Raw genomic sequence first — 14,561 nt, forward strand, 5'->3', positions numbered from 1 at the left:
CAGGCGGCGGATCGGGCGGCTCCGGCGCCTTGAGCACGGGCGGCTCGGCTGGCGGACTAGGCGGAGGCTTGGGCGACAGCTTAGGTAACGGTACTGGCGGTGGCTTCGGTTTCGGTCCTTCGATTTTCTCGAGCAGTTTCGGCGACTCGGGTACGTCGTCCACCAGTACGCAAACCACTTCGCTGCAAATGGAGGCGCAGCTCGATACCGGTAGCAACAATAGTTTCACCATGCCCGCAGAAGCCTTGTTGGGTTTGGACACCAGTACCGGCGTCAGTTTTCAGGCGGCACAAGCCAACGGCGGTAGTCTGCCGGCCTGGGTAAGCTTCGATTCCGGGACCGGCAGATTAAGCCTCAAGGAAGGCGGCGGCGAACGAACCGTTGTCAAAATCACCGCGACCGACGGTAAGGGTAATCAGACTGTGATTACCGTAGTGTTGAAACCTCAACAACCGGGGCAGCGCCAAAACGGCGAAGGCAGGCCGGGTGGGCAGGAAGGTCGAGGTGGTCAGGGCAGACCTAATCAGAGCCGACCGGTCGGCGGCGAACCGCGCGCCCAACTGGGCAAAATGCCGCTTAGCGCGCAGCTGCAAGGCTTCGGTACACAGCGCACGCATCAGGATGCCGACGCCTTGCTGGAAAATCTGGCGCGCGTGTTCGCCGAACCGCGGGATGCCGCATGAATTCATTGAAACAGGAACTTGTTATGGCTAAATATCTTTTCTTACCGGTTAATCGGTCTGTCCCTAGTGTACTGGCGCTGACTATTAGCGCCGTATTACTGAACGGTTGCTCGCTGGCGCCGTCGCCGCTGACCCAGCAAGAGCGGCAGAGCCAGATCGGCAGCGATCAGGCCAAGTTGTTTCAGCAGCAGGAGCCGGTGACAGCGCCGCTTAGTTTGTATCAGGCCATGTCGCGCGCGTTGAAATATAATCTGGATCACCGGGTGAAAATGATGGAACGTGCAGTGGCGGAAGGTCAGGCCACCTTGGCGCGTTTTGATTTGCTGCCGGATGTGGTGGCCTCGGCTGGATATAGAAGTCGGGATAATTACAATGCCTCCAACAGCCGATCCATCTCCACCGGTAGGGAATCGTTAGAAACCTCTACTTCCCAGGATCGTAGCCGGTTCATGGGCGATTTAAGCCTGCGCTGGAACATTCTGGATTTCGGCGTCAGCTATTTCCGCGCGCAGCAGGAAGGCAACAAGGCCTTGGTGACTGCCGAAAGCCGGCGCAAAGTCAGTCACAATTTAATGAAGGACGTGCGTAGCGCCTACTGGCGGGCGTTGAGCGCACAGCGGATGACGGCCAGAATTCAGCCGGTACTTGAAGAGGCGCAACATGCGCTGGCGCTAGCCGAGCAAGCCGAGGCCGAAAAACTACGTTCACCGCTGGACGCGCTGCGGTATCGAAAAAGTTTGCTGGAAATTGTTCGCCGCCTGGAAGGGCTGCTGGAGCAGCAACAAATGGCCAAATCCGAATTGGCGGGTTTGATCAATTTGCCGCCCAATCAGGACTTTAAACTGGCTGACGATAGCGTCAACCCCTGGCCGCAGGTGGTTAAACCGCAGCTAGATATAGACAAAATGGGCGATTTAGCGCTACAGCTGAGGCCGGAGCTGCGTCAGGAAATGTATCAAACCCGCATCGGCTCCGCCGAAGTTAAAAAAGCCATGCTGCGTTTATTGCCCGGCGTGGAGGTGCAGTTGGGCGGTAATTACGACTCCAACTCCTATCTGTTAAATCAAAGTTGGGGGGAGATCGGTACGCAGATTTCCAAAAACCTGTTCGAATTGCTCTCCGCGCCGCAAGCGATTGCTACCGCTGAAACGCAAGAGTCCTTGGCGCATTCGCGGCGCTTGGCCGCGCACATGGCGATTCTGACTCAGGTTCATCTGGCACAACAACAGCTGGCCTTGGCGGACAAGCAATACCAACGTAGCTCGGAACTGGACGACGTTAACCAAAAAATTCATCACCATGTTCTCAATAGCGAGTTGACCGAAGCGATGAGTTCCGTGGAACGGATTCGGGTGTCGGTCGATTCGGTATTGTCGGAATTACAACGCCGTCAGGCCTATGCCGATTCTCAAGATGCCTTGGGTAAATTATATGTCTCCTTGGGTTTCGATCCGCTGCCGGCGACCATGGCCGATGATTCGGTGGATACCTTGGCCAATGCCATAGAAGCCATCGATCAGGAATGGAACCAGGGGCATTATCCTGTGCAAGCGACTGACGATCCGCAGCCGGAAAATACCAGTGAAACGGCGACAGGGGCAGGCAAATCGTGATGCTGAAAAAATCCTTGTATGCCTGGACGCTAACCGTATTGCCGGGCTTGTTTTTGTCTAATGCGTTGGCCGAACCGGCTCCCGCTCAAAACCCTGGCGTGGAAACCGAAATTCGCGCCCAACTTACGCCGCGCAACGAAACTACACTATCTGCGGAAGTGGCGGCCGTGATTAAAGACTTGTCTGTACGGGAAGGTGAACGCTTCAAAAAGGGTGAGGTACTGGTAGGTTTCGATTGTTCAATTCAGCAGGCACAGTTACAAAAAGCCCAAGCGACCGCTGATGGTGCCGGCAAGACCTATGATGTCAACTCCCGCTTGTCGCAACTGGAATCGGTCAGTTCTCTGGAAGTTGACGTGGCCAAAGCTAAGTTAGGCGAAGCCAAGGCCGACATCGCGCTGACCAAGGCCGGGCTGGAAAAATGCCGGATCCATGCGCCATTCGATGGCCGAGTGGCCGTGCTGAAGGCGCATGAACATCAACATTTAAAGGTCGGCGATCCCATCATGGATGTGTTGGACGATAGCCAGCTGGAAATCAAATTAATCGTGCCGTCATTGTGGCTGCGCTGGTTAAAACCAAAGCAGTTATTTAAGGTGCATATCGACGAGCTGGACCGGGATTATCCGGCTGAGGTCGTGATTTTAGGGGCTCGTATCGATCCGGTGAGTCAAACGGTCTCGATTACGGGTCGGGTGACCGGCAAACATACCGAGTTGCTGGCGGGCATGAGCGGCCGGGCGCTATTCCCGGATAAGGCGCATTAATTTGGCTGTGCAACAGGAAGACCCTCAGCAGCGCCAGTTGCGAGGGCTGGCACTGCTATTACAGTTACAACGCAAGGCACGTGCCGCCGAGGATTTAGCCGCTCTAGGTTTTGTCATCGTCAACGAGAGTCGCAGTTTGGTGGAATACCGTCAGGCGGCACTGTGGCTGGATAGGCCGACCCAGCCGGTGGCGGCGGTATCCGGCATCGCCCAACTCGACGCGCAGGCTCCTTATATTGTTTGGCTGAATGGCGTTTGTCGGCGGCAGTTTCAAACCGACAACCATTCCGCCTACCAATTATTGCAAGCCACAGATTTGCCGGAGAGCCTGCAAGCCGAGTGGCAGCAATGGCTGCCGGCGTTCGGTCTATGGCTGCCGCTGAAAGTTCAGGGGCGGACACTGGGCGGATGGCTGCTGGTGCGTGAGCAAGCTTGGCAGGAGGGCGAAGCGGTGTTGCTGGCCGAGCTGAGCGATGCCTATGCCCATGCCTGGCAGACTTTACAGCCGCGTAAACCTTGGTGGCGAGGTCTTTACACGCCCGTCGCTCTTAAACGCTGGGCCTTGGCGGTCATCTTACTGTTATTGATTCCGGTACGACTGTCGGTGTTGGCCCCAGCCGAAGTGATTGCCGCCCAACCTACGGTGATTCGCGCACCTCTGGAAGGTGTGGTCGACACATTTCAGATTCAACCCAATCAAGCCGTCGCTGCTGAGCAATTGTTGTTGACGCTGGAAAACACCGATATTGCCAATCGCCTGGAAGTGTCGCGCAAAGTATTGGCGGTAGCTGAAGCCGAATATCGCAAAACCGCCCAGCAAGCGATGTTCGATGCCGACAGCAAGGCGGAAATGACGGTGCTGAAAGGCCGGATGGAGCAACACGCCGCCGAGGTGGAGTATCTGGCGGAACAATTGGCGCGTTCGCAAATCAAGGCGCCGCATGCCGGCGTGGCGATTTTCAGCGATGTGCACGACTGGATCGGCCGGCCGGTGGCCTTGGGCGAACGGATATTGAATTTGGCCGATCCGGCACAGGTTGAATTGGAAATGCGGGTGCCGGTCGCCGATTTTATCGAATTGGCCGATGGTGCCGAGGCGGTAATGTTTTTGAATATCGATCCGCAACACCCCTTGGATGCTGAGGTGTATTCGCTCAGCTACCAGGCCGAAGTCGGCACCGATCAGGTGTTGGCGTATAGGGTCAAGGCCAGATTGGCGGATGTAGAGCAATTGCCGCGTATCGGCCTGAAAGGCACAGCCAAACTTTACGGCCAACGGGTAACCTTGTTTTATTACCTGTTTCGGCGACCGCTGTCCGGTGTGCGGCAATGGCTGGGGTTGTAGAGACGGCGCCAGCCCTGGCGCCGCTACGCGAAGAGGTGCATTGTCTTCCCGGGCCGCAGGGATTCGATGGCGCGCCGACCTGGACATTGCATGATCCGGCCAATAACCGGTTTTTTCGGATCGGCTGGCAAGAATTCGAAATTCTGGCGCGCTGGGCCTTGGGGCAAACGGAAGCGATTGTGCAAGCCGTGACTCGGGAAACCACTTTAGATATCGATACAAGTCAGGTCAGTGAATTTGCCCAATTCTTGTTGAACAACAACCTGCTGCGGCTGAGTGGCGATACCGGGTTGCAGCGGCTGCGGCAACAGGTGGCGATGCGCAAGCAAAGCTGGGCGCAATGGCTGCTGCATAACTATCTGTTTTTTAAAATTCCCTTGCTAAAACCCGATGCCTTACTGGCTTGGCTTTATCCACGCGTTGCCTGGATCTACAGCGGGCGGTTCGTCGTATTGTTGATGGCCTGCGCGCTGCTGGCCGGGTTCTTATTGTCCCGGCAATGGGAACGTTTCTTGGCGACGTTTCCGCATTTTTTCAACTGGTCGGGGCTGGCTCAATATTTTTTGGCCTTAATGTTGGCCAAGACGCTACATGAATTCGGCCATGCCTTGACCGCGCATCGCTATGGTTGCCGAGTACCGACCATGGGCGTAGCGTTCATGGTGATGTATCCGATGCTTTACACCGACGCCAGCGAAACCTGGAAGCTCAGCTCGCGTCGGCAACGGGTAGCTATTGCCGGGGCCGGAATTGCCGCCGAGTTGGGCTTGGCGGTGTTTGCTGCCTTGGCCTGGAGCTTCCTGGCGGACGGGCCATTGCGCAGCGGGGTGTTTTTATTGGCAACCTCGACCTGGATCATGACACTGGCTATCAATCTGAGTCCGTTCATGCGCTTCGATGGTTATTACCTGTTGGCCGACTGGCTGGGCATAGAGAATCTGCAACCACGGGCATTTGCCTATAACCGCTGGCATTTAAGGCACTTGCTGTTTGGATTGGATCAGGCGCCGCCGGAATCGTTACCGCAACGCTGGCACTGGTTTTTTATCGGCTATGCCTGGTGCACCTGGTTGTATCGTTTCTTTCTGTTTCTGGGCATTGCGCTACTGGTCTATCATTTTTTCTTTAAATTGCTGGGGCTGTTGATGATGGCGGTGGAGGTGGGGTGGTTTATTCTGCGGCCGATCTGGTCCGAACTGGCAGCCTGGAAAAAACTGGGGCCTGATGTCTGGACTCAGCCGCGGAGCCGAATTTCTCTGTTGCTGCTAGTTGTAGTCATAGCGGTTTTTGTTGTGCCGTGGCAAGGCCATGTCAATGTGCCGGCACTGATTAAGGCCGAGCGTTATGCCGAAATCTATTTGCCAACCGCGGCGCGCCTGGATGCCTGGCAAGTCAAAACTGGACAAACGGTGAAAAGCGGCGAGTTATTGGCGCAACTGAGTTCGCGTGAACTGGATTTTCAAGCCCGCAATTCCTCGCTCGAAGGGCAATTGGTCGAATGGCAACTGGCATATCAGGGCTTGGAGCAAAACTTGAATCAGCGCCGGCAGGTGTTGTTGAAGGAACTGGAGTCGGCCGGCGCCAAGCAAGCCGGTTTTCGGCATCAGCAAACCCAGTTAACGATACAAGCACCCTTTGACGGTTTGGCTTTGGATTTAAACGAGCAGGCGCAAGAGGGGCAGTGGTTAAAGGAAGGCGAAACCTTATTGATTGTGGCCGATCCGCGCAACCAATTGATCGAAGCCTATGTGGCCGAAGAGGATTTACAGGCGGCGGGGCAGGCAGACAGCGCGGTGTTTTATCCCGATCAACCGGGAATGGCGCCCATAAATTGCCGGGTGGAGCGTATCGATCAAGGTGGGGCTGCTCGGATCCCGGCGATGTTGGCTTCGATGCACGGGGGCGCTATTGCTGCCCGGTCCGATGCGCAGCAGCAAGCGGTGCCGGAAAGCGCCGTTTACCGCATCATCTTAAGGCCTGAGGCCGATAGTCAGAACCTCGCGCATTTTCCTGGAGAAAGGCGTGGTAGTGTCAGACTGGATACGCCTGCCACTAGTCTGTTGCATCGCTTCGTCCGACAAGTGGCGTCGGTGCTGGTACGTGAATCCGGGTTTTAAGCAAATGCGGCACCTCTGCCCAAACCTTAATACTCAGAGAGCCAGCGTTTATAGGTTCAAACTAAATCGCAGGTGTCGAAAAACAGTTCCAATCTATCCAGTTCGCTGTTGGCCATTTCCAAGGCCGCGTCGAAGGTTTGCAAATCGTCGGCATGCGCTGCGATGTCCAGCATAAGATCGCACAGGGTTCCGGTTTTAAGCAGCGAATCGTGCTTTTTTCCGAGGTTTTCCAGTTGGTCTTCCGTTATCAGATAAAATTTCATTTCTATGTCCTTGTTAGTCCGAAGTGAATATCGACGGCCATTTGTGAATCTTGCCATTCCAAATTAAGTTTTTTGGCAACTTTCTTTGTATGATTTTGCGATGTAAATAACAAATGGTGAGCGTTGCGCATATCTTCGCCTTGATGGTAGTCAGGTCGGTATTGTTCTGGCGTACAGGTCGCAGTGATTTTTTTGCCAAAAGCACGGGTGTGAAGTGATTGGTCAAGCTGGGCCCCGACTCAGGCAAAAGACATTGCGATTAACCTGGGCGGATTCCCTTTAGCCGTCATGGTCATTTAAGCGGGAGCGACCAGATTCAAAGGCCGGGTTAAATAGGGATAATTTCCCTGTCGGCGAAAGGATGTAATCCCGCCGAGCTTCAGGTTAAACTTCCCAACTCTAGGAGAGAGTGTTTGTTGTGAAATGGCGTGTTATGGCTATACATCTCCGCTGACTAAATCGATTTGTTAGTGAAGCGCAAATTCTCGTTACCAACTAGATCAGTAAAATGACATCAGGCATACCAAGGATAAATTTATGCACCCGATAAAAATGGCCGGAATGGCCGCCGTCTTATTGGCTACGGCCGTGCAAGCCGAAACCGTATTCGTCACGCTGGAAAAAGATAACGCTATTGCCGTGCTCGATCCCGTCGAAGGCAAGCTGGTGAAAACCGTGCCGGTCGGCCAGCGGCCACGCGGAATAGCGATAAGTAAGGATGGCAAGACCTTGTTCGTTGCGACCAGCGACGACAACACCATCCGCATGATCGACTCCGAAACGCTGAAGGAAATCGGCAAACTGCCGTCCGGCGAAGACCCGGAAACCTTTGCCTTAAGTCCTGACGGCAAATTCATGTATGTGTCTAACGAAGACGACGCCGAAGTGACGGTGATCGACATTGCCACTAAGAAAGCCCTGGAAAAGATCAAGGTTGGCGTCGAACCGGAAGGCATCGCGGTCAGTCCCGACAACAACTGGGCGATCAGCGCGTCGGAAACCACCAACATGCTGCATTGGATAGACACCAAGACCCGCAAGATTGTCGACAATACCCTGGTCGATCCAAGGCCGCGCGCCGCCAGCTTTACCGCCGATAGCCAGCAACTGTGGGCCACCTCGGAAATGGCCGGCACGCTGACCATCATCGATGCGGCTTCGAAACAGATCGTGCAGAACATCAAGCTGGACGTGCCAGGCGTCAGCAGCGATCAGATTCAGCCGGTGGGGATCGCAATTGATAAGGAGCGCCGTTATGGTTATGTAGCGATGGGACCGGCCAATCGCGTCGCTGTGATCAATGCCCAAACTTTTAAGGTGGAAAAGTTTTTATTGGTGGGGCAACGGGTTTGGAATCTGGCTTTTTCGCCTGATCAAAAACGTCTGTATACCACCAACGGCGTCAGTAACGATGTGTCGATTATTGATTTGGAAAGCCACAAGGTGACTAAATCGGTGGCGGTGGGCCGTTATCCTTGGGGTGTGGCGGTTAAACCATGACCGAGATTGCCTTAGCGGTTGAAAACCTTAGTTTTGCCTACGGCGCGAAAAAAGCATTGGATGGCGTGAGTTTCAAAGTGCAGCCCGGCGAATGCACGATTTTGCTCGGCCCCAATGGCGCCGGTAAAAGCACGCTGTTTTCCTTGATTACCCGGCTTTACGATGCCAGGGAAGGGCGGATTGAGCTTTGCGGTTTTGATCTTAAAAAGCAAAGTCTGCGAGCGCTGGCCCGCTTGGGCGTGGTATTTCAACAAACCACCCTGGACCCGGACTTATCGGTCACGCAAAACTTGCGCTACCACGCGGCCTTGCACGGCATAGGTCGCAAAGCCGCAGATAAACGCATACAGGAAGAGCTGGAGCGTTTGGCTATGTTCGAACGGCGCGGCGAAAAGGTCAGGCAATTGAACGGCGGCCACAAGCGCCGGGTGGAAATTGCCCGCGCCTTATTGCATAAACCCAGTTTACTGCTGCTGGACGAACCGACTGTTGGTTTGGACATGCCAAGCCGGCAGGCTATCGTCAGCCATGTGCATGACTTGGTTACTCAGCAGAATCTCGCGGTGCTGTGGGCGACGCATTTGATCGACGAAATTGCCGCCGATGATAGCTTGATCGTGCTGCACAAGGGCCAAGTCAAAGCTAGCGGCAAACTCTCGGAGATCTTGCAGACCACCGGTTGGGCCGATCCCGGCCAGGTATTTCAAAAACTGACCCAGGGGCCGCAGGCATGAGAATATTACATTACTGGCGGGCGACAGTGGGCATCGTTGGCCGTGAATTACTGCGTTTTTTACATCAGCGCGAACGCTTTGTCTCGGCCTTGGTGCGACCCTTGGTCTGGCTGTTCGTATTCGCCGCCGGCTTCCGCGCTGCGCTGGGCATTGCCATTGCGCCGCCCTACGAAACTTATATTCTCTACGAGGTGTATATCACCCCCGGCCTGCTCGGCATGATATTGCTGTTTAACGGCATGCAAAGCTCGCTGTCTATGGTTTACGACCGGGAAATGGGCAGTATGCGCATGTTGATGGTCTGCCCGCTGCCGCGCTGGTTTTTGTTGTGCAGCAAACTGATCGCCGGCACTGCGGTGGGCGTGTTGCAATCCTATGCCTTTTTGGGCATCGCTTGGCTGTACGACATCCAGGCGCCGCTGATGGGCTATGTCTGGATTCTCCCGGCTCTGGTATTGGCCGGCATGATGCTGGGGGCGTTGGGCTTGTTGCTGTCTTCGTTCATCAAGCAACTCGAGAACTTTGCCGGGGTGATGAACTTCGTGATTTTTCCGTTGTTCTTTATGTCCACAGCCTTGTACCCCTTATGGAAAATCAAGGAATCCAGCGAAGTACTGCATACGCTGGCGCAATACAACCCGTTCTCGCAAGCGGTGGAATTGATCCGCTTTGCCTTATATGAGCAATTTAATCAACAGGCCTTACTCTTTACCGCTGCCGCGTTTTTGCTGTTTATGGGCGCGGCGATCATGGGCTATAACCCGAGTAAAGGCATGATGGTTAAAAAAGGTGGTGGTGGAGATTAGTAGCGAATTGTCTCGAATATCTTTTAGGTGACTGGTCAGAGCACCTTTTTTCCCTCGCGGCAATAAGTGTTGTTGCTATAAACCCGGCAATATTTTGTTATGATCAGGGATCAGGGATGCCGGCTGCTATCCGCCAAGAACCTAATCAGGCTAAAAGATTAGACCCCACGCGAAAAATGATTTTTCAAACGCTAGTAAATTGGAGAAATACGTTATGTCCAAGTTAAGATTTTTTGTTTCTACGTTAGCGTTGGTTTGGCTGCCCAATGCCCAGGCGGCCTATAGCGGTAGTCTGTCTTTCGTTCAACCTACCGGCACCGTCGATGTGACCGACAATATTCCGGTTTGGTTGAAGCTAAGTTTGGACGCCACATCGGATCCTCTGGTTTTTTCCAGTGTTGGTGGCGGTAATCCGCCTTTTGGAATCAATCCGGCCAATTATCCAACCAGCTTTTCTTATTACGATTCAAATACTGGTCAAACCAGTTTCATAGACGACGGTGTGCTCGTTTCAGTGGATACTATTTCTTTGGAGCCCGATTTCTTCCCTGAAGGCACATTTCTGGCGAATGGCTCTTCTTCTGCGCCCTACGAATTCAGCCTTGATAGTACCCTTACCAAACAGAATATCGCTTTGAGTCCCGGCGAAAGCCTTGAGTATTTGCTCGGCACCTTTATCCCAAGAAATGGAGTAGCGCCAGCCGGAAACTACGAGTTTTATAATTCGGGATTGAGCCTGATTTTTCAAGGTACGGTAAGGGTAAGGGAATTGGATGAAAACGGAGACCCTGTATTCGTGGACTTCGTCAACGCCGAAGGTATTTTGGAAATCGCTAGAACAGCGTGTGCAGTCGAAAGCCCAACTTGCTCGGATATATTTTCGCGCACAGCCGTTGCAGCTCCAGTGCCCGTTCCGAGCGCTTTTTGGTTGTTTGGGTCAGCCATGCTCGGTTTTATCGGCTACAGTCGTCGCGGTGTTGCCGCGCGGCTTGTCTAAACCTTGTTAGCGCCTGATCTTTCTCTCCCAAATACTCTGAACTGTCAGCCCTCGAATGAGTTGGCGGTTTTTTAAGGGTTTTAGCCAAGTAGGTCAGGTTGCGCGCTAGCGCTACCTGACATTTCCGGTGCACGACTAGAAATCCGAATCGCTGGCCGATCGCCTTTCCCAGATAGAACACCCAACCAGTAGAGCATTTGTACCTCTGGAGTCTATTCTCTGCTACCATTCGGAGTGGTCAAGGCCGGATTGCTTGACCGTAAAAGGATTTCGGTTTTGCAGGGCTGCCTCAATGCATGATCGAGCATACCACTATCGATGAGGCGCAATTTCAGAGGGATAATAATGGACAAACTTACAGCACTTTCTTTAAGTATCGGCGTTTTGGCGGGCGTTGCCACATTTTTGGCGGTCGGACCGGCCAGCGGCGTGTTTTTTATCTGGGCCGCGACCATCGCCTGGGCAGCTTATTTTTTCCTGGGCGCGACTAAAGAAGCTTTAAAAAATACTATCGTCTGCGGCATTTTCGGCGTATTCATGGCCTGGGTAACGGCGATTATTTTGACCGGCATTTCGCCGGATACCGCGCTGGGCTTTCCGGCGATGGCTGCCATCACGGTAACCTTTGCGGTGGTGGTGATGTGTCTGGCGGCTAACTTTCCGGCGCTCGCGACCATTCCTGCCAGTGTTTTGGGCTATTCATCCACGTTTGCCTATTTATTGCAAACCCCGGACAAGTTGACCCAAGAAGTTCTGTTCGGCGCGTCGCTGAGTAATCCCTTGTTGGTGATTTCGATCTCGATTGTGGTGGGTACTTATTTCGGTCAGCTGTCCGGGCAACTAGCCGCCAGATGGACTAAAGAGTAGCCCGCTTTTTAGCTTGAATCGGCAGGGTGACTGGCAATGCCGGTTGCCCTCGGTTTGTGAGCGAACATAGGCGGAACCTAAGAATTCCGCCTAATCATCAAAAGATACTGGGTCATTCAATCGTCGATCCAGCACGGGTCTGTTTGATCTCAAAGAAGGATCATGAGAGCTGCTTTCCTCCTGCATTGCAAAATAGCTTTGGCTTTCCAGCAAAGTCCAAACTACCCACAAATTGCCAATTCGTTCTGTTTTAGGGGAAAATGGCAAGTTACGCATAGTTAGGTCCTTTCAATATTAAACAGTCGGATTGCTCTTAATCTGGGTGATAGTCTTTGGAAGACGCTATGCACAAAGGCCATTTACGAAAAATCTGAGCCCTGGGTTTCGCTACCGCTCTACCCAGCCTACGGAGCACATTTGGTCTGATACAGCTACAGGACGCATCGAGAAAAACAAAAAATCATGTCTACCCATTCAAGACACATCCAGTTAATGGATACCACGCTGCGCGACGGCGAGCAAACCCAGGGCGTGGCGTTTACGCCCATGGAAAAAGTCAGCATCGCCAAGGCTTTGTTGCAATTTTTGCGCGTTGACCGCATCGAAGTGGCTTCGGCGCGGGTTTCGGAAGGCGAAAAGGAAGCCGTCAGCCTGATCAATCAGTGGGCACGGCAGGAAGGTTTTGCCGAGCGTGTCGAAGTACTGGGCTTTGTCGATCATACCCGCAGCGTTGACTGGATCAAGTCGACCGGCGGCAGCGTTATCAATCTGCTGGCCAAGGGCAGCGAAAAACATTGCCGTGAACAACTCGGCAAGACGTTGGATCAGCATAGCGCCGATGTCCTGCAAACCATTGCTTACGCCCACGAGCAAGGCTTGAAAATCAATGTCTATCTGGAAGATTGGTCCAACGGTTACAAAGATAGCCGCGATTATGTTTACGGCCTGATGGAACGCTTGCAACACACGCCGATCAGTCATTTCATGCTGCCGGATACCTTGGGCGTGATGTCCCCTGACGAAGTATTCGCCAGCTTTAGTGATATGTGCCAGCGCTATCCGACGCTGCAATTTGATTTCCATCCGCACAATGATTACGGTTTGGCTACCGCGAACGTGATGGCGGCGGTGCGGGCCGGCGTCAGCGCGGTGCATTGCACTGTCAATTGTTTGGGCGAACGGGCCGGCAACGCGTCCATCGCCGAAGTAGCGGTGGTACTGCGCGATAAAATGGCGATGGAATTGTCCGTGGACGAAAGCCATTTGGTGCGTATCAGCGAGATGGTGGAAAATTTCTCCGGCAAGCGCGTTGCCGCCAATGCGCCCATCGTCGGCGCTGACGTGTTCACGCAAACCGCCGGCATCCACGCCGACGGCGACCAGAAAGGCGGTTTGTATAAAACCAAACTGGGGCCGGAGCGCTTCTCGCGGATTCGCAGTTACGCTTTGGGCAAAATGAGCGGCAAGGCGTCGTTGAAGAAAAATCTCGAACAACTTGAATTGGATTTGTCCGAAGAAGACCAAAAGAAAGTATTGGCGCGCATCGTCAGTATCGGCGATTCCAAACAGACCATCACCACCGACGATCTGCCTTTCATCATCGCCGACGTGCTGGAAAGCAAAAGTTATCAGCACATCAAATTGCTGGCTTGCTCGATCAACAGCGGCCTGGATTTGCCGTCTACCGTCAGTATCCGTGTCGATGTGAAAGGCGAGAAACATCAAACCACTGGCGCCGGCAGCGGCGGCTTCGATGCCTTCATCGATGCCATAGGCAAGGTACTGCAACATTACGATTACACCTTACCAACCCTGGCCGATTACGAAATTCGCATCCCCAAAGGGGGGCACACCAGCGCGCTGACCGAATGCGTGATTACCTGGGATTGCGGCAACGAATTGCGCAAGACCCGGGGCGTGCATGTCAACCAGGTGTTTGCCGGGATTTTGGCCACGATTAAGTTGATCAACATCCAACTCCACGAAATGGCCAATAGCCCGCAAGCTTAGACGATCCGCCGGAACGGTAGCCTGCCAAGTCGAAAGCAAACGCCATTCAATCCCTAACCCAGCCATTGTCCAAGGAAAATCCGCTCACCGAGATTTACCGTGACCAGTGGCTGCTGGCGGTTCACAAACCCGCTGGCTTGCTCGTGCATCGCAGCCCCATCGACAAACACGAAACCGAATTTGCCTTGCAATACGCCAGGGCGCTAAACGGCGGCGAACATGTCTATCCCGTGCATCGCCTGGATCGCCCGACGTCCGGTCTGCTGCTGTTTGCCCGTGACCCGCAGACTGCCAGTAGGCTGGGCAAAGCGCTGATGGCCGGCAACGTGCAAAAGACCTATCAAGCCGTGGTGCGCGGCTGGACGCCGGAACAAGGACTGATCGACCATCCGCTAACAGACGAACCGGAATACCGGCGCCTAAAAAGCGAACCGCAAGCGGAACGCGCAGCTCGCACCCGCTATCGGCGCCTGGCGATTACCGAAATTCCGGTCGCCATCGAAGGCCACCCGACCAGCCGCTACAGCCTGATAGAGCTTTACCCGGAAACCGGCCGCAAACACCAACTGCGCCGGCACATGAAACACATCAGCCACCCCATCATCGGCGACGCCAACCATGGCCGTGGCCGCCACAACCGTTATTTCGCTCAGCGTTTCGGCCAGGGTCGGTTAATGTTGGCCGCGACCGAGTTGGTTTTCCCGCATCCGGTAACCGGCGAGACTCTGCATTTGCAGGCAGCGCGGGAAGACAGTTTTGTGCAGGTGTTGTCGATATTTTCAAACTAGGGGGGCAAATGTGTTTGCCATTAAGTCGCAAGTTTCGTGTGGGCTTTTAATCGTGCTCACCTTCTAGTTGC

At 54.0% G+C, this 14,561-nt stretch carries 13 protein-coding genes; 12 read left to right on the forward strand and 1 reads right to left on the reverse strand.

From position 1 onward, the window contains the following. The 5 genes from NP589_RS20095 to NP589_RS20115 form a co-directional block, all read left to right on the forward strand. Nucleotides 1-683: putative Ig domain-containing protein (locus NP589_RS20095; protein WP_256608563.1), on the forward strand; the 683-nt coding region annotated here is incomplete at its 5' end. A gap of 23 nt (nucleotides 684-706) precedes the next feature. Beyond that, nucleotides 707-2,296: a TolC family protein gene (locus tag NP589_RS20100; protein WP_256608564.1), complete on the forward strand. Its 1,590-nt coding sequence runs from the start codon at nucleotides 707-709 to the stop codon at nucleotides 2,294-2,296. Further along, complete coding sequence (locus tag NP589_RS20105; RefSeq protein WP_256608565.1) at nucleotides 2,296-3,063, forward strand: efflux RND transporter periplasmic adaptor subunit; 768 nt, start codon at nucleotides 2,296-2,298, stop codon at nucleotides 3,061-3,063. Before NP589_RS20100 ends, NP589_RS20105 begins: the two co-directional genes overlap by 1 nt. A gap of 7 nt (nucleotides 3,064-3,070) precedes the next feature. Beyond that, the gene (locus tag NP589_RS20110; RefSeq protein ID WP_256608575.1) at nucleotides 3,071-4,408 is read left to right on the forward strand and encodes an efflux RND transporter periplasmic adaptor subunit; all 1,338 of its coding nucleotides are present in this window, start codon (nucleotides 3,071-3,073) and stop codon (nucleotides 4,406-4,408) included. Further along, nucleotides 4,393-6,525, forward strand: coding sequence for a site-2 protease family protein (locus NP589_RS20115; RefSeq protein ID WP_256608566.1), 2,133 nt, complete (start codon nucleotides 4,393-4,395; stop codon nucleotides 6,523-6,525). Before NP589_RS20110 ends, NP589_RS20115 begins: the two co-directional genes overlap by 16 nt. Nucleotides 6,526-6,581: 56 nt before the next feature. Here the strand turns inward: NP589_RS20115 and NP589_RS20120 are convergent, their stop codons facing one another. Then, nucleotides 6,582-6,788 (reverse strand): hypothetical protein, encoded by a 207-nt coding sequence (locus NP589_RS20120; RefSeq protein WP_256608567.1) that lies wholly within the window; start codon nucleotides 6,786-6,788, stop codon nucleotides 6,582-6,584. 537 nt (nucleotides 6,789-7,325) lie between these two features. Here NP589_RS20120 and NP589_RS20125 point away from each other — a divergent pair. From NP589_RS20125 to NP589_RS20155, 7 genes are all read left to right on the forward strand, one after another. Continuing rightward, nucleotides 7,326-8,288, forward strand: a complete 963-nt coding sequence (locus NP589_RS20125) for a PQQ-dependent catabolism-associated beta-propeller protein (RefSeq protein ID WP_256608568.1) — start codon at nucleotides 7,326-7,328, stop codon at nucleotides 8,286-8,288. Next, a complete protein-coding gene (gene pedB / locus NP589_RS20130; RefSeq protein ID WP_256608569.1) occupies nucleotides 8,285-9,022 on the forward strand; it encodes a lanthanide ABC transporter ATP-binding protein PedB/LutE in 738 nt (245 codons plus the stop codon). Before NP589_RS20125 ends, pedB begins: the two co-directional genes overlap by 4 nt. Then, nucleotides 9,019-9,828, forward strand: coding sequence for a lanthanide ABC transporter permease protein PedC (pedC, locus tag NP589_RS20135; RefSeq protein ID WP_256608570.1), 810 nt, complete (start codon nucleotides 9,019-9,021; stop codon nucleotides 9,826-9,828). The genes pedB and pedC overlap by 4 nt, the downstream gene beginning before the upstream one ends. Before the next feature lie 214 nt (nucleotides 9,829-10,042). Then, nucleotides 10,043-10,825, forward strand: coding sequence for a hypothetical protein (locus NP589_RS20140; protein WP_256608571.1), 783 nt, complete (start codon nucleotides 10,043-10,045; stop codon nucleotides 10,823-10,825). 345 nt (nucleotides 10,826-11,170) lie between these two features. Then, a complete protein-coding gene (locus tag NP589_RS20145) occupies nucleotides 11,171-11,692 on the forward strand; it encodes a DUF1097 domain-containing protein (RefSeq protein ID WP_256608572.1) in 522 nt (173 codons plus the stop codon). A 462-nt stretch (nucleotides 11,693-12,154) separates the two neighbouring features. Continuing rightward, nucleotides 12,155-13,702 carry a hydroxymethylglutaryl-CoA lyase-like TIM-barrel protein gene (locus NP589_RS20150; protein ID WP_256608573.1) on the forward strand — a complete coding sequence of 516 codons (1,548 nt, stop codon included), beginning with the start codon at nucleotides 12,155-12,157 and terminating at the stop codon, nucleotides 13,700-13,702. A gap of 65 nt (nucleotides 13,703-13,767) precedes the next feature. Then, nucleotides 13,768-14,490: a pseudouridine synthase gene (locus tag NP589_RS20155; RefSeq protein WP_256608574.1), complete on the forward strand. Its 723-nt coding sequence runs from the start codon at nucleotides 13,768-13,770 to the stop codon at nucleotides 14,488-14,490. Nucleotides 14,491-14,561: the final 71 nt, after the last annotated feature.

This window comes from Methylomonas rosea (genome assembly GCF_024505055.1).
Lineage (GTDB): Bacteria > Pseudomonadota > Gammaproteobacteria > Methylococcales > Methylomonadaceae > Methylomonas > Methylomonas rosea.

Excerpts from the sequence above, each read along its gene's own strand:
- NP589_RS20100 (WP_256608564.1), top strand. The coding sequence starts at position 707 with ATGGCTAAATATCTTTTCTTACCGGTTAATCGGTCTGTCCCTAGTGTA.
- NP589_RS20105 (WP_256608565.1), top strand. The coding sequence starts at position 2,296 with ATGCTGAAAAAATCCTTGTATGCCTGGACGCTAACCGTATTGCCGGGC.
- NP589_RS20115 (WP_256608566.1), top strand. The coding sequence starts at position 4,393 with ATGGCTGGGGTTGTAGAGACGGCGCCAGCCCTGGCGCCGCTACGCGAA.
- NP589_RS20120 (WP_256608567.1), bottom strand. The coding sequence starts at position 6,788 with ATGAAATTTTATCTGATAACGGAAGACCAACTGGAAAACCTCGGAAAA.
- NP589_RS20125 (WP_256608568.1), top strand. The coding sequence starts at position 7,326 with ATGCACCCGATAAAAATGGCCGGAATGGCCGCCGTCTTATTGGCTACG.
- pedB (WP_256608569.1), top strand. The coding sequence starts at position 8,285 with ATGACCGAGATTGCCTTAGCGGTTGAAAACCTTAGTTTTGCCTACGGC.
- pedC (WP_256608570.1), top strand. The coding sequence starts at position 9,019 with ATGAGAATATTACATTACTGGCGGGCGACAGTGGGCATCGTTGGCCGT.
- NP589_RS20140 (WP_256608571.1), top strand. The coding sequence starts at position 10,043 with ATGTCCAAGTTAAGATTTTTTGTTTCTACGTTAGCGTTGGTTTGGCTG.
- NP589_RS20145 (WP_256608572.1), top strand. The coding sequence starts at position 11,171 with ATGGACAAACTTACAGCACTTTCTTTAAGTATCGGCGTTTTGGCGGGC.
- NP589_RS20150 (WP_256608573.1), top strand. The coding sequence starts at position 12,155 with ATGTCTACCCATTCAAGACACATCCAGTTAATGGATACCACGCTGCGC.